The 21,208-nt window shown below is 63.2% G+C and carries 21 protein-coding genes; 14 read left to right on the plus strand and 7 right to left on the minus strand.

Going from position 1 to position 21,208, the window contains the following annotated elements; all coding sequences use genetic code 11:
* Positions 1 to 103 precede the first annotated feature (103 nt).
* The 6 genes from dcd to D8W71_RS06140 all read left to right on the plus strand — a co-directional run bounded on the left by dcd (position 104) and on the right by D8W71_RS06140 (position 6,278).
* Positions 104 to 682 carry a dCTP deaminase gene (dcd, locus tag D8W71_RS06115; protein ID WP_121111878.1) on the plus strand — a complete coding sequence of 193 codons (579 nt, stop codon included), beginning with the start codon at positions 104 to 106 and terminating at the stop codon, positions 680 to 682.
* Positions 683 to 741: 59 nt separating this feature from the next.
* On the plus strand, positions 742 to 2,190 hold the full coding sequence (locus D8W71_RS06120) for a CYTH and CHAD domain-containing protein (protein ID WP_121111880.1): 1,449 nt from the start codon (positions 742 to 744) through the stop codon (positions 2,188 to 2,190).
* A gap of 103 nt (positions 2,191 to 2,293) precedes the next feature.
* The gene (locus D8W71_RS06125; protein WP_236077733.1) at positions 2,294 to 3,283 is read left to right on the plus strand and encodes a hypothetical protein; all 990 of its coding nucleotides are present in this window, start codon (positions 2,294 to 2,296) and stop codon (positions 3,281 to 3,283) included.
* Positions 3,284 to 3,621: 338 nt separating this feature from the next.
* Positions 3,622 to 3,906 carry an ANTAR domain-containing protein gene (locus D8W71_RS06130; protein WP_121111882.1) on the plus strand — a complete coding sequence of 95 codons (285 nt, stop codon included), beginning with the start codon at positions 3,622 to 3,624 and terminating at the stop codon, positions 3,904 to 3,906.
* Between the two features lie 246 nt (positions 3,907 to 4,152).
* Positions 4,153 to 5,109 carry a rod shape-determining protein gene (locus D8W71_RS06135; protein WP_121118680.1) on the plus strand — a complete coding sequence of 319 codons (957 nt, stop codon included), beginning with the start codon at positions 4,153 to 4,155 and terminating at the stop codon, positions 5,107 to 5,109.
* 113 nt (positions 5,110 to 5,222) lie between these two features.
* On the plus strand, positions 5,223 to 6,278 hold the full coding sequence (locus D8W71_RS06140; RefSeq protein WP_121111884.1) for a fused (3R)-hydroxyacyl-ACP dehydratase subunits HadA/HadB: 1,056 nt from the start codon (positions 5,223 to 5,225) through the stop codon (positions 6,276 to 6,278).
* 110 nt (positions 6,279 to 6,388) lie between these two features.
* On the opposite strand, the gene D8W71_RS06145 is transcribed toward D8W71_RS06140, so the two are convergent.
* Positions 6,389 to 7,258, minus strand: a complete 870-nt coding sequence (locus tag D8W71_RS06145; protein ID WP_121111886.1) for a hypothetical protein — start codon at positions 7,256 to 7,258, stop codon at positions 6,389 to 6,391.
* A gap of 50 nt (positions 7,259 to 7,308) precedes the next feature.
* Here D8W71_RS06145 and D8W71_RS06150 point away from each other — a divergent pair, with 50 nt between their 5' ends.
* From D8W71_RS06150 to D8W71_RS06160, 3 genes are all read left to right on the plus strand, one after another.
* Positions 7,309 to 8,055 (plus strand): tryptophan-rich sensory protein, encoded by a 747-nt coding sequence (locus D8W71_RS06150; RefSeq protein WP_121118682.1) that lies wholly within the window; start codon positions 7,309 to 7,311, stop codon positions 8,053 to 8,055.
* An 84-nt stretch (positions 8,056 to 8,139) separates the two neighbouring features.
* Positions 8,140 to 8,619: a GNAT family N-acetyltransferase gene (locus tag D8W71_RS06155; protein ID WP_121111888.1), complete on the plus strand. Its 480-nt coding sequence runs from the start codon at positions 8,140 to 8,142 to the stop codon at positions 8,617 to 8,619.
* A gap of 44 nt (positions 8,620 to 8,663) precedes the next feature.
* Complete coding sequence (locus D8W71_RS06160; protein WP_121118684.1) at positions 8,664 to 9,650, plus strand: NAD-dependent epimerase/dehydratase family protein; 987 nt, start codon at positions 8,664 to 8,666, stop codon at positions 9,648 to 9,650.
* Here D8W71_RS06160 and D8W71_RS06165 read toward each other — a convergent pair.
* The 6 genes from D8W71_RS06165 to D8W71_RS06190 all read right to left on the minus strand — a co-directional run bounded on the left by D8W71_RS06165 (position 9,638) and on the right by D8W71_RS06190 (position 14,547).
* Positions 9,638 to 10,432 (minus strand): DUF3626 domain-containing protein, encoded by a 795-nt coding sequence (locus D8W71_RS06165; RefSeq protein ID WP_201265277.1) that lies wholly within the window; start codon positions 10,430 to 10,432, stop codon positions 9,638 to 9,640. The two genes, D8W71_RS06160 and D8W71_RS06165, sit on opposite strands and share 13 nt — an antisense overlap.
* Positions 10,429 to 11,538, minus strand: a complete 1,110-nt coding sequence (locus D8W71_RS06170) for an NAD(P)/FAD-dependent oxidoreductase (RefSeq protein WP_121118688.1) — start codon at positions 11,536 to 11,538, stop codon at positions 10,429 to 10,431. Before D8W71_RS06170 ends, D8W71_RS06165 begins: the two co-directional genes overlap by 4 nt.
* A 95-nt stretch (positions 11,539 to 11,633) precedes the next feature.
* The gene (locus D8W71_RS06175) at positions 11,634 to 12,110 is read right to left on the minus strand and encodes a DUF6578 domain-containing protein (RefSeq protein WP_121111890.1); all 477 of its coding nucleotides are present in this window, start codon (positions 12,108 to 12,110) and stop codon (positions 11,634 to 11,636) included.
* A gap of 131 nt (positions 12,111 to 12,241) precedes the next feature.
* Positions 12,242 to 13,303, minus strand: coding sequence for an ABC transporter permease (locus D8W71_RS06180; RefSeq protein ID WP_121111892.1), 1,062 nt, complete (start codon positions 13,301 to 13,303; stop codon positions 12,242 to 12,244).
* Positions 13,303 to 14,148: an ABC transporter ATP-binding protein gene (locus tag D8W71_RS06185; protein WP_121111894.1), complete on the minus strand. Its 846-nt coding sequence runs from the start codon at positions 14,146 to 14,148 to the stop codon at positions 13,303 to 13,305. Before D8W71_RS06185 ends, D8W71_RS06180 begins: the two co-directional genes overlap by 1 nt.
* A 3-nt stretch (positions 14,149 to 14,151) precedes the next feature.
* Positions 14,152 to 14,547, minus strand: coding sequence for a GntR family transcriptional regulator (locus D8W71_RS06190; protein WP_121118690.1), 396 nt, complete (start codon positions 14,545 to 14,547; stop codon positions 14,152 to 14,154).
* A gap of 262 nt (positions 14,548 to 14,809) precedes the next feature.
* On the opposite strand from D8W71_RS06190, the gene D8W71_RS06195 reads away from it, so the two are divergent.
* The 5 genes from D8W71_RS06195 (at position 14,810) to katG (ending at position 21,182) form a co-directional block, all read left to right on the plus strand.
* Positions 14,810 to 15,517, plus strand: coding sequence for a GAF and ANTAR domain-containing protein (locus D8W71_RS06195; protein ID WP_121111896.1), 708 nt, complete (start codon positions 14,810 to 14,812; stop codon positions 15,515 to 15,517).
* A 25-nt stretch (positions 15,518 to 15,542) separates the two neighbouring features.
* On the plus strand, positions 15,543 to 16,955 hold the full coding sequence (locus D8W71_RS06200) for a protein adenylyltransferase SelO (protein WP_236077734.1): 1,413 nt from the start codon (positions 15,543 to 15,545) through the stop codon (positions 16,953 to 16,955).
* A 167-nt stretch (positions 16,956 to 17,122) separates the two neighbouring features.
* Positions 17,123 to 18,400, plus strand: coding sequence for a lipase family protein (locus D8W71_RS06205; RefSeq protein WP_121111900.1), 1,278 nt, complete (start codon positions 17,123 to 17,125; stop codon positions 18,398 to 18,400).
* Between the two features lie 71 nt (positions 18,401 to 18,471).
* Positions 18,472 to 18,966 (plus strand): Fur family transcriptional regulator, encoded by a 495-nt coding sequence (locus D8W71_RS06210; RefSeq protein WP_121111901.1) that lies wholly within the window; start codon positions 18,472 to 18,474, stop codon positions 18,964 to 18,966.
* Positions 18,963 to 21,182 (plus strand): catalase/peroxidase HPI, encoded by a 2,220-nt coding sequence (katG, locus tag D8W71_RS06215; RefSeq protein WP_121111903.1) that lies wholly within the window; start codon positions 18,963 to 18,965, stop codon positions 21,180 to 21,182. Before D8W71_RS06210 ends, katG begins: the two co-directional genes overlap by 4 nt.
* Positions 21,183 to 21,208 lie beyond the last annotated feature (26 nt).

The raw sequence follows: 21,208 nt of genomic DNA on the forward strand, positions 1-21,208 counted from the left end.
GTGCGGTTGTCGGTGCCGTACGACGGCCGCGGATCCGACTGGTTCACGCGTCGTTCGGTGGTCTGCGCGGGCAGGCCGATACCGTCGGCGTTAACCTTCCCCTGTGCTGCTTTCCGACCGCGATATACGTGCAGAAGTGTCCACCGGCAATCTGGGCATCGAGCCTTTCGATGCGGCGATGGTTCAGCCGTCGAGTGTCGACGTACGCCTCGACAAGCTTTTTCGTGTCTTCAACAACACCCGGTACACCCACATCGACCCTGCGAAGCAACAGGACGAACTGACGACGCTCGTCGAGCCTGCCGAGGGTGAGCCGTTCGTGCTGCACCCTGGCGAGTTCGTCCTCGGGTCGACTCTGGAACTGACGACGCTGCCGGACTACCTGGCAGGCCGCTTGGAAGGGAAAAGCTCGCTCGGCCGTTTGGGCTTGTTGACACACTCGACTGCCGGGTTCATCGACCCCGGTTTCAGCGGTCACATCACGTTGGAGCTGTCCAATGTGGCCAACCTCCCGATCACGTTGTGGCCGGGAATGAAGATCGGCCAGCTCTGCCTGTTCAGGCTGTCGAGTCCGTCCGAGCATCCGTACGGCAGCGCTGAGGTCGGGTCGAAGTACCAGGGCCAGCGAGGGCCGACTCCGTCCAAGGCGTATCTGAATTTCGTCCAGTCTCCAGTGGACTGATTCACAGCCGCGGCGGTGACGTCCGGCGATTGTTCACTTTCTTCGGGCACTATTGCAGGATGGCTTCGATACAGACCGAGCGCGAGGACAAGTTCGACGTGGATCCCGGCTTCGGCCTGCCGTCGTCGGACCAGCTGATCCCGAAGGGCGGCTCCGCAGAATCCTCCGAAGTGCAGCTTGTCAGCACGTATTTCGACACCGAGGAGTTGGACCTGCTTCAGCGCGGGATTACGTTGCGCCGCAGGCGCGGTGATGCCGACACCGGATGGCACGCGAAGGTTCCCGCTGCCAAGGCGCGGACCGAGATTCGACTCCCGCTTGGATCGGGTGAGGACGCGACCGTGCCGGAGGAGTTGGTGGACCTGCTCGCGGGCGTGTCCCTCGGAAAGCCGCTTGCGCCGGTTGCCACGTTGACTTCGCTCCGGCGCGTGACAGTCCTGTCCGATCACGACGGTGGTGTGATCGCGGAGGTTGCCGACGATACGGTCACCGTCGATCTCGCAGGTGCCGACGGTCACGGCTGGCGGGAAGTCGAGGTCGAGCTCGGGCCTGCAGGGTCGGAGTCGGCCTTGAAGCGAATTGGCAAGACACTGAAGGATGCTGGTGCGCGAAAGAGTGCGCACCCCTCCAAGTTCCACCGCGCGGTTCGGTCCGCGGCCGAGCCGGTTCACACGGGCACGGCCGGCGTGGTGGCGGACTATCTCGATCGGCAGACCCAGGCGATCTTCGCAGGCGATGTCTACCTTCGGCGCGGGATGGACCCTATTCATTCGACCAGGGTTGCCATCCGTCGCTATCGCAGCGCGCTCAGAGTATTCGGCGATATGTTCGACGAAGAACCGGCATCGGCTCTGGAGGTCGAATTATCCTGGTATGCAAATCTTCTCGGAGAGGTGCGGGACCGTCAGGTCCAGCGGTCGCGGTTCGCCGATTCGCTCGGGGAACTGCCCGATCACTTGGTGCTCGGCCCGGTGGCCGCACGGATCGAGAACGATCTCCTCGCCGAGCAACTCAGGTTCCGTCAGGTCGTGACAACCGAGCTCGACGGTGAGCGTTACCGAGCATTGCTGAGCGAACTCGCGCGGTGGAGCAGAGGGCTTCCACTTGCGCCGGGTGCTTCGAAGATCGACGACGCGGACCTCGTTGCTCTGGCCCGCAAGGCAGGGAAGAAGGCAGGAAAGCGTGTGGCCACCGCCGTCCGGACAGGTGAGGACGAGACGCTGCACCGGGCGCGCAAGGCCGGAAAGCGCGCGAGATACGCGGCGGAATTGGTACGGCCCATCGTCGGTAAGAAGGAAGCGCGGGCGGGGATCGACAAGTACAAGAATGTCCAGGAGATCCTCGGGGAACATCAGGACGCCGTCGTAGCCGCGGCCACGCTGCTCGAACTGGGGCGAATTGCTGGTGTGACGCCGGGAGAGAACGGCTTCACGTTCGGACTCCTCTACGCCCAGGAAGTACACGCAGCTGCGGCTGCGCGAGCGGCGATAAAAGCTTTCGAGATCTGATTGCGCGCAGAATTCGATATCCGAGTACTCTGATCGCCGACCAAACCGACTGTTCGCCCAATTCGGATCGTCGGTACACGATCGGCGGGGGAGTGCGAGCGGCGTGCGTATTGCTCTTGGCGTACATGTCAGCACGTACGAGGTGACTGCCTCTCTCGTCGACACAGCGTTCCCCGAGCTGGGTCCCATCGCTTCGAGATCCGTGGCCGTTGCCGCGGCGCCCGGAGGCATCGGTGGTGCCGTTTCCATAGCACTCGGATTCATGCGCGTGCAGGCGATGCAGCACGACCTGACGGTCGTCGGCAGTGTAGTCGTGTGCGAGAACGCGTTGCAGCGTGAAGTCGTCGCCGACGGCTTGGAGGACTCCGAGACGGACCCGCCTCCAGTGATCGACATCTTCGACCACCGGATGTCCGACGCGTTCACCCCCGATATCGGAGCGGCGATGTTGGTCGGGGAACTGGAACCCAAGGCTGCGTCCACTGGCCGTGTCTCCGATCGTCACCGAGGCATGTGGCCGGTAGCTGCCGTCGGGGCGTGCGTTCTCGCTGCGCTGGGCGGGGTCACCGCATGGGCCATGACCTCGCAACCTTCGACTGCGAGCGAAGCCCCGCCGTCGCAGATGGTGTACCCGACAGCGGGTGCTGCATCTGCGACGACGACAGCTGGGGCGATCCCAGTCGGTGCAGTGGCGACCACCACCCCCGCGGCTCCGGATGCACCGGGACCGGAGATCGTTCCCGGGGCAGCCGTGCAAGAGGCACCCGGCGTGGTCGCGATCGTGCCTGCGCCCGAAGTCTTGCCCGAGCCGGATCCCGCCGCAGGCTCGAACGGCGGGGATGCAGTGCAGCCGACACCCACCACGACCAGCAGGACTACCTCGCCGTCTGCCCCGGGCGGTGGCGGTGGCGGTGGCGTCGAGCCCACTACGACCAACCCGAGCGACACCGAGACGACGACCACTGCACCGACCACAACGACCACCACGACGACCATCGAGTCGGAAGCCCCGGCTGGCGGCAGCGAGGGTGACAGCGGCAACCAGGGTGACAGCGGCAACCAGGGCGACAGCGGCAACACAGGCGACGAGTAGCGCTGCGAATCTTTCGGCACACGCGTACGTAGGCGCAGAGGGCGAAATTCGATCCGTCGCAAGGGCCGTGATGACACGACAATTCGATCATGTGAACCGCGTGTGAATTATCGATCGAGTAGTGAATTGTCACCGAACATCGGTGGCAGGGTGTTCGACTATCGGGCTACGATTTAAAGACATGATCCTCTGCGGCGAACGGACTCGGCTATCCGCCGAGATTCGGCCGCGCGTGTGTTGTATGCGCTGTTCGTAATTCGGCATCGCTGTGCATTGCGCATTCTCGAAGTTGTTGTTACCGACGCACATTCAGGTCTCACGGATTGTAGGTAAGTTGGATGGACAATTCTCGCACGAGTATCGATTGGGCGGTCGGAGTTCTCATCGCTCTTCGTGGCTATTCTCCGGAAGAAGCATTCGCGGAATTGGTTTCGCACAGTCGTGCTTTCGATGTCAGTCTGCTGCAGTCAGCACGATCGCTCGTCGCTGCTGCGCGTGATGCCGCGAGTGAGACTGGGGCGGCCCCGGTGGTCGGGCCCCGCGGTGGTGGTTCGTCGACACGCGAGTGGGGCGAAGTGGTCGCCGATCGGCGCCCGATGGACGGTATCGAGAACGTCGCCTGACGCGTCGGTGTGTCAGAAAGAAATCAGTCGCTTGTCTTCGTTCACAAATTCATGACATACAGGCGTGTGTCGCCGTTCTCGCCTGTTGACGGCCACCGCCACGTGCCGCCAGTCGTTGCTGTCTTCCTCGATTTTCAGAAAACAAACTCCGAGACCGATAATCCTCTCAAAGACCTACCCGTAGACGGATTCGAGGGTTACGATCCTGGTAAGTCGGATCTGAGATACGCAGAAGTCGAGGAACGAATGAGAACGGTGCTTGGGGTCTCCGTCGGCTCTGCCACGGCGCGTGCGACGGCCCTCGACTTTGCGGACGACTCGGTGTGCTCGGCGAGCGTTGCTCGGTCGTTCGACGCGTCCGATCAGGTGTCCGCAGCGCTGGAGTTGCTTCGGTCCATGAGTGCGGTTCAGAACGTCGACCCGGCAGATGCGGTGCTCGCTGTGCCGGACGACCCTGCGGGTCGAGGTCGAAATTCGGCGTATTCGATTCATCGTTCCGAGCGGTTCGGAGTCGTATCCGAGCTCGGCGCACAGTTGCGGTTTCTGCGCGGGTCGGGCCAGCTGGACGGCCTTCGTACCGTCGCTGTGTGTGACATCGGCGCCTCGGGCACCACGGTCTCCATCGCCGACCCCGTCACGGGGCGCGTCTATTGTTCGCAACGGACCACCGCGTTCGGCGGCAACGTGTGCGACGAGGCGGTCAGGAACTATCTTCTCTCCACGTACGGAGCTGACGAATTGATCTCGAGCACAGCGCTCGACAGTGTGACAGTTGCGGTCGGGTATGCGCGCGAGCAGTTGTCGAGTCTGCGGGTCGCCGAAGTACCGGGGCCGTTCGTCGGAGGTCCTGTGCGGTTGTGGCGCAGTTCTTTCGACGACATCGTCGAGAGGTCCGTGCGATTGGTCGAGGATTGGACGGCCAGTGTCATCGTCGAGGCACCGCACGCGGTGAACGGTCTGGTCATGGTCGGCGGGTGCGCGCATCTGCCCCTTCTCCGGCGCATGTTCAGGCGCGATCTGCGGTTGCCGGTGCTCGTTCCCTCGATGCCGGAATCGCTCACCGCACACGGGGCCGCGCTGCTGGCGTCCGACGACGCGAGAAGTCGGTCCAGACGCTCACTCGTCGCAGTCAAGACCATCACGCCTGCGCACGTGTTCGAAAATTCCTCCTACGAACCCGTTCCGCGGCATCGCTCTGCGTGACACTGCGCAGGACCCTGTGGGACGCACGAGAGCCGGTGGTGAGGCGCTATGACGTGCCACAAGCTAGGTCCCTCGCGTGTACTGGCAGCGCCGCGCCCGGTAGGTTGCCACGAATGAGTGAGAATGTGACAGCCAGCGAGACCTTCGACCCGGCGGAGCATGTGCGTGCGATGGTCGGGCGTCACTATCGTGCCGCCGACTACTACGAGGTGGGGCGCGAAAAGGTTCGTGAGTACGCGCGCGCGGTGCAGGATTTCAATCCTGTGCACTGGGAGGGTGACGACGCCAAGGCTCTGGGTTACGCCAACGTTGTCGCGCCGTTGACCTTCATGTCGCTGGTGGGGACCCTTGCGCAGAAGCGGCTGCTGCAGAAGATCGCCGTCGGATTCGATCTCAGTCAGATGCTGCAGACCGATCAAATTCTCCAGTACCACCAGCCCATCGTCGCAGGTGACCATCTCTACTGCGATGTCTCGCTCGACTCCTACAAGGAGGTCATGGGCAAGGACATGATGGTCACCAAGAACATCGTCTCCAACCAGCGCAACGAACTGGTTCAGACGACGTACACGACGCTCCTCATCGGTCGCGAGGGCGACGTGGACAAGGGCATCGTCGAAGCCGCCGAGAACCTGGTCATGCAGGGTGCCACGTCGTTGGCCGCGCGCGCAGGCGCCGCCGATCACGACGAGGAGGAGCAGGTCGAGCATCCACCGTTGGTCGTCGTGGACAACCAGTCTTCCGCTTCTGTGACGTTCGAGAGCGTCGCCGTCGGAGACCTACTGCCCAGCAAGACATTCCGTCTCACCCGCGGGGACCTCGTCAACTACGCAGGCGTGGCGGGCGACGCCAACCCCATTCACTGGAGTGAGCAGTTCGCCAAGCTGATCGACCTGGACAACGTCCTCGCGCACGGAATGCTGACCATGGGCCTCGGCGGGGGGTACGTCACGGAGTGGCTCGGCGATCCCGGTGCCGTCAAGGACTACACCGTCCGCTTCACCGCACCCATTCCCGTCGATGGTCACCGTGCCGCGGAGATCAAGTTCGACGGCAAGATCAAGTCGCTCGACGCCGAGACCCGCACCGCAGTCGTCGCGCTCAACGCAACGTTCGAGGGCAAGAGAATCTTCGGTCACCGTGCCACCGCGACGGTCCAGTTGGCCTGACCCATCATCGCTTGAATGGTCCACCCATACGAATAGCTGGTGTGGGTGGCTCATTCAAGCGTGAATGTGGGCCCTTCGTGGTGGGAAAGTGCACCGGCCACCGGATGCGTTCAGGAGAATGCGCGACGGATGTCCTCCGACGCGGTCATCGGTGCGAAACCGTCGACGATCACCTTCCGGCATCCATCCAACTCGATCAGAACCGTTCGAGCGTCGACCTCGAACTGGGCACGACCGATCGCGACCGCCGATGCTGTATCCGTGCAGGGTTCGGACCTTGCCAGACTGTCGACCTGTACTTCGTTCCCGACGCTTCCGTCGAAGCGAGGACCTGTCGGCTCGAATGCGAAGCGGCAGAAGCCGTATGCGGAAAAGCTGGATTCGACTGGAGCGGTCCCTTCGAATGGAGGATCGAATGCCGTCGTGCATCCGCTCACCTGCTCGACCTGCTGCAAATCCAATTGGACGGGATGCGGCGTCGTCGATACCTCGTTCAGTTTCTTCACTTCCGCCAGCCCGCCGATCATGGACATGCCGCAATCGTCCACTGGATAACCGGGCCGGACTGCTCGGCCACCGTCGTCGAGTAGCCACATCTCGTCGACCGCGACGGCGCTGTACGACGCCATGCAGTACTTCGTCAGCCACCCCTTCTTCTCGGATGGTCTGTTCAGCGAACGTAGAACCGCGCCGAAGTCGCCTTCCCATCGTCGCTCCACGTATTCCGCGGTGAGCGAGCCCGACACGTCACCGTAATAGGGGTCGCACGTGATCGCGGCCACCGGCCTGAAGTCTTCGGGCACCTTCCCGTTGCCACTGAAGACGCCGGGCGCCGGTCCCACCGGATACGGCGGCTGACAGCGAAACTCCGATGCATCACCGACATAGGCGTCCGGTCGCGCCGGGCCCGGTCCGAAGAAGTTCCACCCGACGACTGCGAGGACGGCGACAACCGCGAGGATGAGCAACCGCCGGAGCATCACCCAACCGTAGTCGTTTGTGACCGTCCGAAATGGGCATTCCGTGCGGCATGAAGGTCGGGATTCTGATCAGCGCAGTTGTGGCGATCGTGGGTTCGTTTGTCGGGTCCGGCGCGTGGGTGGGGACGCCCATCGCCGAAGCAGCGGGCGGGGCCCTCAGTGCGACGTCGACGTTGGTGGCGCCGGCTGGGCCTGCATTTTCGGTGTGGTCGATCATCTACGTGGGGTTTCTCGCCTACGCCGTCTGGCAGTTCTTCGCTGGACCCAGACAGATCCCGCTGCGGAAACCGATCGCGATCTCCATGCTCCTCAACGCTGCGTGGATTCTCGCCATCCAGGTCGGCCTTCTGTGGCTCAGCGTTCCGATCATCGTCGTTCTGCTGGCGGTCCTCGTGCGGGTGTTCGTGCTGACGCAGGCCGATGCGCCCGAGAACACGCTCGACGCCGTCGCCACCGACGGCACGATGGGGTTGTATCTCGGCTGGGTGTGCGTTGCGACGATCGCCAACGTGACGGCGTGGCTCGTCGACATCGGTCTCACCGCGGGCGCCACGTTCTGGGCTGTCGCCGTGCTGGTGGTCGCCGCAGGCGTGGGCGTCGGCCTCGCTTGGTTTTCAGGCGGCGCGGTCGCCCCGGCCCTCGGCATCGTGTGGGGTCTGATGTGGATTGCTCAGGGGCGCTTGGCAGGTGAGCTCGACAACGCAACGGTCGGCTGGACCGCCGTTGCCGCATCCTTGGTCGTCGGTGTCTACACCGCTGTGATCAGAGCTCCGCAGCGTCGGGCGGTGTCTGTGTAGAGTCCCAACGTGTGTGCTCGATCCCGATGTGCGCGTCGACGTGACGCGGCTGCCCGACCGAACTGCGATCATTCTTTCGGTGAGATGACCGAAGTCGATGTCAGGCGAGCTCACCCATACGAGGCGGACGCGTCGAAGATTATTCGTTCGTACTTGGAGGACATCGTTTCCCGATGGCATGGGAGGCCCGCTACCGCAGAGGAAGTCGACGAAGCGCTCGAAGACGAACCGGCAACCGATCTGTCCGAACCGGACGGGTACCTAGCGATCGCGTATGTCTCCGACGTGCCTGCCGGTGTTGGTGGGGTTCGGTTCCTGGAGAATGGGATTGCCGAACTAACCAAGGTGTTCACCGTGCGCGATCGCCGCGGAAATGGCGTCGGATCGATCGTGCTCGACCACCTCGAGCAAGTAGCTCGCGACGCAGGGTGCTCGTCGATTCGGCTGGATACTCGCTCCGACCTCCACGAGGCATGCCGAATGTACGAAAAACGTGGATATCTCCGCGTCGCGGCGTTCAGTGACGTCGTGTACTCGGACCGGTGGTACCGGTGGGACCTGTGAAAACCGATGGCGCGAACGGTCGCGGTGGTACTACCGTGACGACGGTGGAACCGCGATTTCGAATTCTCGTGACGGGCAGTTCCGGTCATCTCGGTGAGGCACTGGTACGTGTTCTGGGCTCACGAGGTCATCATGTGGTCGGGCTGGACACCTCGCCTTCTCCCTGGACGACGCACGTCGGGTCGGTAACCAATCGACGGGATGTTCGCGAGGCGCTCGACGGGATCGACGCGGTCGTCCATACTGCGACACTGCACAAGCCGCACGTCGGCAGTCACACCAAACAGGACTTCGTGGACACCAATGTGTCCGGGACGCTCACGATGCTGGAGGAGTCGGTCGCGGCAGGCGTCGGACGATTCGTATTCACCAGTTCCACCACGACTTTCGGTCGAGCGATGACTCCTCCGGAAGGCGACCCGGCGTCATGGATCACCGAAGACGTGACACCAGTTCCTCGCAACATCTACGGCTCCACCAAAACTGCGGCCGAAGACCTCTGCCGGTTGTTTCACCAGGATCACGGTCTTGCACTGGTGATCCTTCGGACCTCGAGATTCTTCCCCGAAGCCGACGACCGTCCGGAGATCCAGGCCGCGTACCCCGACATGAACCTCAAGACCAACGAGTTGTTGTATCGCAGAGTCGATATCGCCGACGTCGTCGACGCCCACGAACGTGCATTGATCGTTGCGCCGGAGTTGGGATTCGGTCGCTACATCGTCAGCGCCACCACGCCGTTCGGAGACGAGGATCGAGCCGAATTGCGCGTCGACACACCGGCCGTGGTGCGGCGGTACTTCCCTCGATACGAGGAGATCTACGAGTCGCTGGGTTGGAGAATGTTCCCGAGCATCGACCGCATCTACCTGAACACTCGTGCTCGACGGGATCTGAGTTGGGAGCCTGCGTACGGATTCGACTCAGCGCTGCGATGCCTGCAGAGCGGCGAGTCACCGTCCAGTCCGCTTGCAATGCTCATCGGCGCCAAGGGCTATCACGACAGGCCGACCGGCCCCTACACCTCGTAGGTCGTTCGGCCGAATCGAGCGAGACAGTGCCACACGCGCTTGAGTGTTTGAAGGTCGTGACTGCCTGTCCGCGCGGCGTCGCCGATGATCGCCGGAGTCAGAACAGGTCCGAGAGCCTGTGCGAGTGTGGCGGACTCGGCACCTCGATAGAGGGGATCAAAATCCGACGTCATCAAGCGAAATCCCCGATGGAAACGGATGTTGCACCCGAGAGACGATGCCGCGGACTCGATCGCAGTTTCACGAAACGTCGGGTCGAGCACCACAGCGTCGACGTCTTCGTCGAACCGTACGGGCCCGTGAACGTGAGCCTCGACGCAGTCGTCGAGATCGTCGAAACCGGACGCGTCGGCGAGAGCGCATAGGTGAGGGAGCGCGTCACGGTCACCGAAATCGGTCGGCTCGAACACAGAATCCGGGAAGCAGAAGGTGATTCTGTCGAGGACAGCGGGTTTCAGAACCACATACGATGATCCGAATCGTATTGCGCCGCCGTAGGGATCGGCGTTTCGATTCCACGCGCCGTAGACGGGCCGCTCGTGCGGTTCCGACTGATCGTATCGACCGTCGAACAGTCGTGATTCCCACTGCCACCGGTCACCGCCTGCAAATGCCGTCAGCCCGCCGTTCGAGATTCCGGTCGCGAACTGCGATCGATAGGCACCGTCGTGTGCCATCGACTCGATCACGGTTCGGCCTGCATGCGGCCAGTCCGGATGAAACTGCAAGGTCACTGCGGGCGGGCACTCGGACACCGATTCGGTGGATCGGTGAGGGGTCATGACCAGCTGTAGCTGAAGGGTCCGCGGTGCCCGAACCACATCGTCGACGAACAGATTTGTTCTTTCACCAGCGCTGCGGCCCGCCCGGTCAGCATGGCACGGGGTCTCGGCTCGTCGTGGGAGTTCGACGACTGGAACAGTGCGTCTTTCCTTCCGAGGCTGATGCACTGACCGACGAATTTCCGTTGCAGCTCCCGTGGATCCTTTCCGGCAGCGAGCGCGAGCACGGTCTCGGCGGCGTGGACGCCCGACGGGATCGCGGCCTGGCAGCTCATGCGGAGTGGTGAACGAGCGAAGGCCGCCGCGTCACCGGCGCCGACGATGCGGGGATCACCTGCGCTGACAAGAGTGTCGTGGATGGTGAGGGCGCCTCTCTCGTCCGTCTGCAGTGCGTTGCCGCGTGCAGTGTCCGGAACCCCGACAGACGACGCCAGGATGGTGAGATTGCTTGCAGCCGTGCTTCCGTCGGACATCACCAGTTCACCGGAGCCGACCGTCTCGACGGCGGTGTCTTCGGTGACCTCCACTCCTGCGTTGCGAAGGTGTGCACGAATGTGCCGCCTTCCCCTCTCACTGACTGAGGGTGCCAACTCGCGGTCGGTGATCAACCGAACGCTATGGGTTGTACTCCCGGCAAGTTCTGCGGCCGTTTCGATGCCGGTGAGACCGCCGCCGACGACCGTGATGGTCGAATGTTCGACCAGGTTCTCTAGGCGCACACGTGCATAGCGTGCGGTTTCGAGGGTGCCTAGAGTGACTGCATGTGTCGTCGCACCGGCAATGATGTCGAGCGTGCTGAAACTCCCGGCTGCGTAGACGAGGTAGTCGTAGTCGATGGTCGTGTCCGAATCGGCCAACCCGATTCGTCGCGCCTCGGCGTCGATCGTCGTCGCGGTCGCGACTTCGAGCCGCGCGCGTTGTGGGAGCACCTGCTCCAACGGCATTACGGCACTGTGGTTACCGGCGACCAACTGATGCAACCGTATTCGCTCGACGAACTCGGCTCTCGGGTTTACGACCGTGACATCGGCACCGCCCCTGGCCAAGCGCACGGCCGCACTGACGCCCGCATACCCCGCTCCGATGACGACTACTTTCGGTCCCATGGGGTCCTCGCCTCCGTTGGATGAACAGGGTTTGGACGTTACGCATCCGACGTCGACCCACGCCAGCCTCGAGAGGGAACTCACCCAATTGCCCGTCAACGCGCGACGTCGAGCTCCATCAGAACTCCGGTCTCGATGCAGTGACTGTTCTCCAGGTCGTGCTTGAACGAACTGGGACTCTTGACGATCGGACGCAGCAGACGGGTGTGTTCGATCGGTTCCCAGTTCTTGGGTGCCACCTCGCGATACTCCATGATCTCGAGCTGCAGCGCCGTCACGGTTCCGGTGGTGGGCGCGACGTCGATGGGGAGTACGCCGCCGCCGTGACCGGTCCCGAAGAAGTAACCGCGTGCCTGATCGGGAGGCTTGTTCGCCGGATTCGGCCACGATGCGGTGACGCCGCCGAACGTCAGCAGGCCCTCGGACCATGTGGCGTCAGGAGGTAGGTCTCGAGCCGGTCCGGAATCGTCCTCCTCGAACGCGAGTGACCAAGTGGCCGAATGGCCGACGGCAGGGGGAACGCCGCAGCATTCGATTTCCCAGTTCTCGATGAAGACCGAGATCGTGTACATATCAGGCCCCGGGTACTAGGGGAACCGCGGCACGAACGCCGCGGACCCAGGGTTACCGTGCGCCAGTAAACCATACGGAGGCGCCTTCGGCGCATGTGCACGGAAATCCATAGTGGGCTATGTACTTTCGTTCACGTACGGCGGAGCCGCCCACGCACGACCGCGACCGACGCAGCGCACGCGAGCGCGGCAACTATCAAAGCCAACACAACTTCGGTGATCTGGAATCGCCAGAACTGACTGTCCTCGTGATACTCGAGTTCGAACCGGTCAGCTCCCTGGGCTGCGATGCATTCGGTGCGCTCCAGATCGCTTCGCGCTTGCAACTCGTCGGATCTGATCAGCCAGTCCCCGTAGGTCTCATCGGACCGTTGCGTCATCTCGTCCCAGAACGAGTCGGCGGGCGCGCAGAGCCGATAGTCGATGTCGACGACGTTCCCGTCCGCGTCGACGTAATTCTGGTCGATCGTCCACCGGTTCGATTCTCTGAAGGATATGTATTCGGCGGGTCCGGAGACGGCGCTGAGTTGCTTCGTCTCCACCGAGGGTGCTGCGTAGTGCTGGCGGACAGCGGTCGGAAGCACTACGAGCAATCCGACGGTGACGATCAGGGTTACGACCATGGCGCCGATCGTGTTGCGCAGCAACAGTGCAAGTAGGCTACCGATCATCAATGCAGCAGCGGTGTAGGCGCCGGGCATCAACCCGGAGGTTTCGAAAATTGGATAGTCGAACCTGGAGGCATCAATTCCCCCGGCCGTCTGCCAGGGGCCGGTCTTGTGTAGCGAACGCATCCAGGTGAACGTCGCTCCGAGCACCGCCATCGCCAGCACGATCGGCACGAACACGACCAGGACGCGCGAGAAGTACCATCGCAACGGGCTGACGGACTGGGTCAGCGACAGCACATGCGTTCCTCGTTCGATGTCGCGCGAGAACACAGCCACACCGACGAACAACCCGATCAGCGCGGGCAGGGCGACCGTCATCAATGTCGTTGCAGTCAAGACCGTTTGAGACATGCACTCCGCAGTTCCACCGCCGTAACAGAAGAAGAGCGTGCCAAAACTGTAGAAGGTGGGGTAACTACGTAGGGCCAATGATGCTGCGATGGTCGCGGCGGCAATCACTACGATGACCGCGAGGGTTCCGAGAAGTGTTGCGCGAAACTGTCGGTACGTTACCCAGAACATCAGCCCACCTCGCCGAGATGCGCGAGCACGACGTCGTCGAGAGTCGCGGCCGAGATGGTCCATTCACCGTTCGATGCCGGCCGTCTCCCACGTACTACATGGGTCGACGACTTCGACGCGAGGGCCGAACCGATGATGTGCCCGTCACCTGGATCGGGCGTTCCGGACCCGGTCAGAACGTAGTGTTGATTCACGATCTCCTCTGTCTCCCCGTCCAATTGCATCTTTCCTCGACGCAGCAGAAGTAACCGATCGGCGACGTCGGCGAGCTCGGCCAACACATGTGAGGACAGCACAATCGTCGTTCCTCGTTCGGCGGCGTCACGCATCAATGTTTGAGCCACGGCGCGCCGGGCGACGGGATCGAGGTCGGCGAGCGGTTCGTCCAGCAGTACGACCTCCGGAAGTCGGCCCAGCACGAGCGCAATCGCAACGCGCGTCCGCTGGCCCGGTGACAGCCGCTTGATCCTCGTGTCCAGCGTGATGCCGGCGTCGTCGACGATTCGGGCGGCGTAAGCGTCGTCCCATCGGTCGTTGGTGTCGCGACCGAATCGGAGTGTTTCCTCGACGCTGAAGCGGTGGAACAGAGGCTTGTGCTGCGCGAGGTAGGACAGGCCCGGGGCGATCCCGCCGTCGTCGACGGTTTTGCCGAGGACCGTTACTTCGCCGGAATCCGGCCGCAGCAGGCCGCCGATCACCGACATCAACGTCGATTTCCCAGCCCCGTTCGCGCCGACGAGGGCAGTGATCGATCCCTGCTGGAGAGCGAACGAGCACTGGTCGAGTACGGGGCGTCGGCGAAACGATTTGCTCACGTCGATCACCTCGAGCACTGGGTTCGTCACGTCCTAAGGTCCTTCCGGTTCGGAGAATTGGCGGTCGAGTGCCGCGGCGAAAAGTGCTTCGAGGTCGGTGCGCTCGAGCCCAGCGCTGGCGCCGTGCGTAACCCAGGTGTCGAGTTCCTGTGTAAGCGCTGTTTTCTCGGCCATTCCGGCCTTGGCCAGCGACGCGGTGATGAACGTGCCGAGACCGGGCCTACCTTCGGCGAGTCCGTCGTGCTCGAGTTCCTTGTAGGCCTTGAGCACGGTGTTGGGGTTGATCGCGAGCGTCGACACCACGTCCTTGGCGGTCGGAAGCTTGTCGCCGACTGCGAGGTCCCCGCGTCGCAGTGCCTGTTTGACCTGCAGGACCAGTTGTACGTACGTCGGAATGCCCGAGCGTCGATCAATGCGGAACTCGATCAACCTGCACCCTTTCACTAATGTTGTAAGTAATTACTGTCATGGGTTTGCCGGGAAGTCAAGTGGAGGCGCCCCTTCGCCGCATGTGAACGTAAATACATAGAGTGGTATGTGCTTTCGTTCACGTGCGGCGAAGCCGCCTCCACTCGGACGCCGTAGGGTAGGGGAACACGGCGTCGGTTCGCTGTGATCGGCTGCTGGTCGGTGTCTCGAGGACCCTTGTCCTTGCGGAGCACTCCGACGCCCAATCTGGCCGGAGGCCACGATGGATACACAGTTCGATCGCAACCGTTTCGATCTGGGACGCGCACTGGCCGATGCGACTCGAGGATTCTTCCGTCCTGGCAGCGTCGAGGACACCTTTCGTGCGGTGACCGAGAGCGTGACGTCGTTGCTGGCCGGGGCAGACTGTGCGGATGTCTTGATCATCGCTGGGCGCAACAAGTTTCAGTCTCATGCCGCGACCAGTGATCTGCCTGTTCGGCTCGATGTTCTGCAGGAAGAGATGAACGAGGGTCCCTGTGTCGATGCTGCCCACCGTGACGTGCTGGTGCGATGCGACGACTTCGCTACCGACACCCGCTGGCCGCGCTTCGGGCCGCAGGCGGTGAAGGCAGGCGTCAGAAGCAGTTTGTCGTTCCAGCTCTACACATCTGACGACACGATCGGCGCCCTCAACGTCTTCGGACGGCTTCCCCACGCGTTCACCAAGGACGACGAGGAGGTGGGATCGATGTTTGCGACCAACGCAGCCTTGGCGGTGTATGCGGCCAACAAGGCCCATCAATTCGACTCGGCGCTGGCCTCCCGTGACCTGATAGGCCAGGCCAAGGGCATGCTCATGGAGAGGTACAGCATCGGTGCGGCCCAGGCGTTCGGGTTGCTGTCGAAGATTTCCCAGGACTCGAACACGCCGATCGCCGCGCTTGCGTCGGACGTCGTGAAGCATGGGCGCGACACTCCCGCACTGTGACGAGCCTGCGCGGTTACCCTCGGATATGACCGTTTTGCAGAACGCCCTGGAGAGCACGTTCGTCGACGAGCTGGGTGCGCTGACTGTTCCGTGGCAGGGCGCCGACGCCCCCGACCCGCGGATGCTCGTGTTCAACGATCGGCTCGCGAAGTCCTTGGGGCTCGACCCAGCCCTCCGTGACGAGGTCGGCATTCTGTCCGGAGCCGCCGCGCCCGAGGGTGCGAGCCCGGTCGCGATGGCCTACGCCGGGCACCAGTTCGGCGGGTATGCCCCGATGCTCGGTGACGGGCGGGCCCTGTTGCTGGGAGAACTGCACGACGTCGACGGGCAACGAGTCGATCTGCATCTCAAAGGTTCTGGGAGAACACCGTTCTCGCGGGGTGGCGACGGGTTCGCCGTCGTCGGTCCCATGCTGCGTGAGTATCTGATCAGCGAGGCGATGCATGCGCTCGGCATTCCGACGACTCGCTCCCTGTCGGTCTTAGCGACGGGCCGGGATGTGTACCGTGACGGACCCGAGCCGGGTGCCGTGCTGGCGCGGATCGCCTCGAGTCATCTGAGGGTCGGGACGTTCGAATTCGCTGTTCGACAAGAGGGCTTGGTGCAACCGCTGGCCGACTACGCCATTGCACGTCACTACCCCTCTGTCACCGGCTATTTGGGCTTCTTCGAGGCCGTCGTCGAAGCGCAGGCATCGCTCGTCGCGCAGTGGATGCTCGCAGGCTTCGTACACGGAGTCATGAACACCGACAACACCACCATCTCGGGTCAGACCATCGACTACGGACCGTGCGCGTTCCTCGACGCGTACGATCCGCGTGCGGTGTTCTCCTCGATCGACCACCGCGGCCGTTACGCGTTTGGAAACCAACCCGCGGTGCTCAAATGGAACCTCGCGCGGTTCGGAGAAACGTTGCTGGCGTTGGTATCCGACGTTCCCGACGATGCAATCACCGAGGTCTCGGCTGTCCTCGACTCCTTCGACACGCGGTACGACGCCCATTTCGCGGCGGGGTTGGCCGCCAAACTCGGCATCGACGACGCATCGCCGCTGGGCGGCGACTTGCTGAAAATCATGCAGGAACATGGCGCTGACTGGACCGGGACGTTCAGGGCGCTTGCGGACGAACTTCGCGGAAACCAGGCTCCCCTCGACGCACTGATTCCGCGGGAGGCTGCCGGTCCGTGGGTGCAGCGGTGGCGGACCGAAGCGACCGTCGATCCCGACGCCTTGGACCGCGTCAATCCGATCTACATTCCCCGCAACCACCACGTCGACGCCGCGTTGAGGGCTGCGACGGCTGGCGATCTCGGCCCGTTCGAAACACTGCTGAACGTGGTGACGAACCCGTTCGAGAGGCGAGACGAGTGGGCGGACTACGCCCAGCCCGCCCCGACGCAGTTCAGTGAGGGCTTTCGAACGTTTTGTGGAACCTGAGTTCAGTGGCACGGATAAGTGCCGCGGAGGGCACTTATCCGTGCCACTGGGGTTCTTGACACTTCCTGCGTGATCTGTCTAGATTTACCCGACTCGCGTGTAACTCCACCGTATGCGCGCGGAACTCGGGGGGAATTTTGTCGTCATCGGCAGTGCGGTCCAGGATCATGCGCGGCGTCGTCGCAGTCATCGTGGGGGTCTGTATTGCCGCCGTCGCGACTCCGGTTGCCTCGGCCGAACCCACGGGCTTCTACCTCCCGCCGGCGGAGTTCGACACAACAGCGGGTGCGGTAGTCCGAGCGGGGTCCCTGCCGTTGCTGGCGTCGTTCCCTGGATCCGACGGAACCTGGCCGGGCCGGGGCCAGCGCGTCATGTATACCTCACGCCTGCAAGATGATTCGCCTGTTGCAGTCACCGGCACCTACATCGAAGCGAGTCAGCCGTGGCGCGGAACAGGGGAGCGTCCGACCATCGTCGTCGCACCCGGAACCGTCGGACAGGGCGACCAGTGCGCTCCCTCGCAGGCGTTCCAGACCGGGTTGAACGCCACCGTGGATCCGCTGTCGTTCTCTGCCAATCAGGAGATGCTGGCCGCGTCGGTCTGGATCGCTCGCGGAGCACGAGTCTTCGTCACCGATTACGTCGGGCTCGGGACTGCCGGTCTACACACCTACGTCAACCGCATCGAGGAAGCGCATGCAGTCCTCGACGCCGCGCGGGCCGCCAACACGCTCAGTGGCACCGGCCCGTCCACTCCGCTGGCGCTGTGGGGCTACTCGCAGGGCGGCGGCGCGGTCGCTGCAGCAGCCGAGTTGGCGCCGTCCTACGCGCCGGAGCTGAACATCAAGGGAACGTGGGCCGGTGCCCCACCGGCCGACCTGTTGGCGACACTCGACCAGGTCGACGGCACCCTCATAGGCGGGGTGATCGGCTTCGCCGTCAACGGATTCGTCGAACGACGCCCCGAATTGCTCGAACCGTTCAACGCGCGCCTCACTCCTGAGGGCAAGGCAGTGATGGCTGCGCTCAGCGAATCGTGCATCGGCGATGTCATCTTGAAGTTCCCGTTCCTGCGGACGAGCACCTACACCGTCGATCACCTGCCCCTCCTCGAGAACCTGCGAACGATTCCCGAGGCCGCCCCGATCTTCGACGAACAACGAATCGGAACGCTGGCCCCGACGAGTCCCGTCCTGGTCACGAGCGGCCGAAACGACGACACCGTCCCCTACGAGCAGGCACGCCAACTCGCGGTCGACTGGTGTGACAAGGGCGCGACGGTCGACTTCCGTACCAACGACCTCCCCCCGATCCTGCCGGGAGCTGTGCTGCCCAACCACTTCGGACCCGATCTTCTCGACGGTTACGCGAACGGCACGGCTCTGTCGTACATCACCGACCGTCTGAACGACGTCCCGCTGGCAAGCGGTTGCCGCATCGGCTGACCCCGCCCAATATTTGGACTGATTCCAGAAAAGAGGTGCAATTGGCGTCAGTTGTGTCTAGGGTTTGAGGCATGGCAATCGCACCGGGCAACGCTCAGCGGTTGCGTGCCGCCGGCTTGCGCGTCACGCAGCCTCGCATGGTGGTGATGGACGCAGTCCACCTCCACCCACATGCACACACCGACTCCATCTACACCTTCGCGCGCACCGTCCTGCCCGCTGTGTCACGTCAGGCCGTCTACGACGTGCTCGACGCCTTGACGACGGTCGGCCTGGTTCGTCGCATCCAGCCTGCCGGGCATGTTGCCCGCTACGAGATGCACGTGGGAGACAACCACCACCACATCGTCTGTCGTGGTTGCGGTCTCATCGCCGATGCCGACTGCGCGGTCGGGGAAGCCCCATGTCTGTCACCGTCGCACAACGATGGATTCGTGGTCGACGAGGCAGAGGTCATCTACTGGGGTTCGTGCCCTGAGTGTGCATCCAAGCAGTGTGCCGCCACAGATTTGGTCACAGCCCGTGATCACAGCCCAATTCAGTCCACCGGAAAGGAACACGCGTGACCTCCGACGCCCGCCCACCACACTCCGACACCGAGACCGCCAGCACCAGCGAGAGCGAAAACCCGGTCATCGAGTCGCCGAAGCCCAAGAGTGGCGCACCGCTGACCAACAAGGACTGGTGGCCGAACCAGATCGACCTGTCGATTCTGCACGCGCACACCTCCAAGTCCACCCCGTTGGGCGAGAAGTTCGATTACAAAGCGGAGTTCGCGAAGCTGGACGTCGAGGAGCTCAAAGCCGACGTCGCTGCAGTTCTCACCGATTCCAAGGATTGGTGGCCCGCTGACTACGGCAACTACGGTGGTCTCTTCATCCGTCTGAGCTGGCACGCCGCAGGCACCTACCGCGTGTACGACGGTCGTGGCGGTGGCGGGCAGGGTGCGCAGCGTTTCGCGCCGCTCAACAGCTGGCCGGACAATGCGAACCTGGACAAGGCTCGCCGCCTCCTGTGGCCGGTCAAGCAGAAGCACGGCAACAAGATCTCGTGGGCCGACCTGCTGGTATTCGCCGGCAACGTGGCTCTCGATTCCATGGGATTCAAGACATTCGGCTTTGCATTCGGCCGCGAGGACATCTGGGAGCCCGAGGAGGTCTTCTTCGGTCCTGAGGACAGCTGGCTGGGCACCGACAAGCGCTACACCGGTGAACGTGAGCTCGCGAAGCCGCTCGGCGCCACCACGATGGGCCTGATCTACGTCAATCCTGAAGGCCCGGAAGGCGAGCCGGATCCCGTCAAGGCCGCGCACGACATCCGTGAAACCTTCGGCCGCATGGCGATGAACGACGAGGAGACCGCAGCCCTCATCGTCGGTGGCCACAGCTTCGGCAAGACGCACGGCGCCAAGCCTGCTGACAAGATCGGTCCCGAGCCCGAGGGCGCGCCCATCGAGCAGCAGGGTCTCGGCTGGAAAAACGGCCACGGCACCGGCAAGGGAGAGGACCAGGTCACCAGTGGCCTCGAGGTCGTCTGGACCAAGACGCCGACGGTGTGGGGCAACGGCTACCTCGAGAACCTGTACGGCTACGAGTGGGAGCTGCAGAAGAGCCCCGCAGGCGCATGGCAGTTCGTCGCTGCAAACGGCACGGGCGCAGGGGAGATCCCCGATCCCTTCGGCGGACCCGGTCGTGCACCGACGATGCTCGTCACCGATATCTCACTGCGTGAGGATCCGATCTACGCCGAGATCACCCGTCGCTGGCTCGATCACCCGGAGGAGCTTTCCGACGCGTTCGCCAGGGCTTGGTACAAGCTTCTCCACCGCGACCTCGGTCCTATCTCGCGGTACCTCGGACCGTGGGTTCCCGAGGAGCAGCTGTGGCAGGACCCGGTTCCGGCCCACACGGCAGCACCGATCGACGACGCCGACATTGCGTCGCTGAAGTCGAAGATCCTCGACTCCGGGTTGACTGTCCAGCAGCTGATCTCGGTCGCATGGTCGTCGGCGAGTACGTTCCGCAAGACCGACTTCCGCGGCGGTGCCAACGGTGCACGCATCCGCTTGGAGCCGCAGAAGGACTGGGAGGCATCCGAGCCTGCCGTCCTCGCCGAGGTGCTGCCGAAGCTCGAGCAGATCCAGCACGACTTCAACGGCGCAGACGGACATCAGGTTTCGCTCGCGGACCTGATCGTGTTGGCCGGTACGGCAGCGATCGAGAAGGCAGCGAAGGATGCCGGACACGATGTCACTGTGCCGTTCACTCCAGGCCGCACCGATGCGACGCAGGAGAACACCGACGTCGAGTCGTTCAGTTACCTCGAGCCCCGCGCCGACGGTTTCCGCAACTTCTACCCGAGCGGCGAGGAGACTCCGCAGGAGGTTCTCTGGCTCGATCGTGCGTACCTGCTCGACGTGACCGCGCCCGAGGCTGCGGTACTGGTCGGTGGACTCCGTGCACTCGGTGCCAACCACGGCGGTAGCAAGCACGGTGTGTTCACCGACCGTCCGGGTGTGTTGACCAACGACTTCTTCGTCAACCTGCTCGATTCCGATACCGAATGGACCAAGTCCGACGACGGTTCCTACGTCGGAAAGACCAGGGCCACCGGCGAACAGCGTTGGACGGCAAGTGCAATCGACCTGACCTTCGGATCGCACTCGCAGCTGCGGGCGATCTCCGAGGTCTACGCACAGGCCGACAACGGCAAGAAGTTCGTCGACGATTTCATCGCAGCCTGGGTCAAGGTCGCGAACAACGATCGCTTCGATCTGTCCTGATCTAGAACAACGATCCCCCTGCACAG

The sequence above is a fragment of the Rhodococcus sp. P1Y genome (assembly GCF_003641205.1).
Classification (GTDB): domain Bacteria; phylum Actinomycetota; class Actinomycetes; order Mycobacteriales; family Mycobacteriaceae; genus Rhodococcoides.

What these genes read in the sequence shown, in the direction of transcription:
- D8W71_RS06205 (WP_121111900.1), top strand. Translation starts at nt 17,123, where the DNA reads ATGCGCGGCGTCGTCGCAGTCATCGTGGGGGTCTGTATTGCCGCCGTC.
- D8W71_RS06135 (WP_121118680.1), top strand. Translation starts at nt 4,153, where the DNA reads ATGAGAACGGTGCTTGGGGTCTCCGTCGGCTCTGCCACGGCGCGTGCG.
- D8W71_RS06145 (WP_121111886.1), bottom strand. Translation starts at nt 7,258, where the DNA reads ATGCTCCGGCGGTTGCTCATCCTCGCGGTTGTCGCCGTCCTCGCAGTC.
- D8W71_RS06140 (WP_121111884.1), top strand. Translation starts at nt 5,223, where the DNA reads ATGAGTGAGAATGTGACAGCCAGCGAGACCTTCGACCCGGCGGAGCAT.
- D8W71_RS06200 (WP_236077734.1), top strand. Translation starts at nt 15,543, where the DNA reads ATGACCGTTTTGCAGAACGCCCTGGAGAGCACGTTCGTCGACGAGCTG.
- D8W71_RS06120 (WP_121111880.1), top strand. Translation starts at nt 742, where the DNA reads ATGGCTTCGATACAGACCGAGCGCGAGGACAAGTTCGACGTGGATCCC.
- D8W71_RS06195 (WP_121111896.1), top strand. Translation starts at nt 14,810, where the DNA reads ATGGATACACAGTTCGATCGCAACCGTTTCGATCTGGGACGCGCACTG.
- D8W71_RS06130 (WP_121111882.1), top strand. Translation starts at nt 3,622, where the DNA reads ATGGACAATTCTCGCACGAGTATCGATTGGGCGGTCGGAGTTCTCATC.
- D8W71_RS06170 (WP_121118688.1), bottom strand. Translation starts at nt 11,538, where the DNA reads ATGGGACCGAAAGTAGTCGTCATCGGAGCGGGGTATGCGGGCGTCAGT.
- D8W71_RS06150 (WP_121118682.1), top strand. Translation starts at nt 7,309, where the DNA reads ATGAAGGTCGGGATTCTGATCAGCGCAGTTGTGGCGATCGTGGGTTCG.
- D8W71_RS06165 (WP_201265277.1), bottom strand. Translation starts at nt 10,432, where the DNA reads ATGACCCCTCACCGATCCACCGAATCGGTGTCCGAGTGCCCGCCCGCA.
- D8W71_RS06155 (WP_121111888.1), top strand. Translation starts at nt 8,140, where the DNA reads ATGACCGAAGTCGATGTCAGGCGAGCTCACCCATACGAGGCGGACGCG.
- D8W71_RS06210 (WP_121111901.1), top strand. Translation starts at nt 18,472, where the DNA reads ATGGCAATCGCACCGGGCAACGCTCAGCGGTTGCGTGCCGCCGGCTTG.
- D8W71_RS06175 (WP_121111890.1), bottom strand. Translation starts at nt 12,110, where the DNA reads ATGTACACGATCTCGGTCTTCATCGAGAACTGGGAAATCGAATGCTGC.
- D8W71_RS06180 (WP_121111892.1), bottom strand. Translation starts at nt 13,303, where the DNA reads ATGTTCTGGGTAACGTACCGACAGTTTCGCGCAACACTTCTCGGAACC.